This is a genomic window from Shewanella sp. AS1 (assembly GCF_021412565.1).
GTDB lineage: Bacteria > Pseudomonadota > Gammaproteobacteria > Enterobacterales > Shewanellaceae > Shewanella.
Map to the genome: position 1 here is coordinate 1 of NZ_JAKCLJ010000157.1, position 258 is coordinate 258.

Genomic DNA, 258 nt, shown 5'->3' on the forward strand with positions numbered 1-258 from the left:
GGGTCTACACCTTGCAACTATACGCGCAGTTAACACTCGGTTTCCCTACGGCTCCGCTATTCGCTTAACCTCGCTACAAAATGTAAGTCGCTGACCCATTATACAAAAGGTACGCAGTCACGGTCTCTAGAACCGCTCCCACTGCTTGTACGTATACGGTTTCAGGTTCTATTTCACTCCCCTCACAGGGGTTCTTTTCGCCTTTCCCTCACGGTACTGGTTCACTATCGGTCAGTCAGGAGTATTTAGCCTTGGAGG

1 rRNA gene is annotated in these 258 nt (G+C 50.0%); it reads right to left on the reverse strand.

The window, feature by feature from the left end:
- A 23S ribosomal RNA gene (locus tag LZP69_RS16820) occupies window positions 1–258 on the reverse strand; the annotation flags it as partial.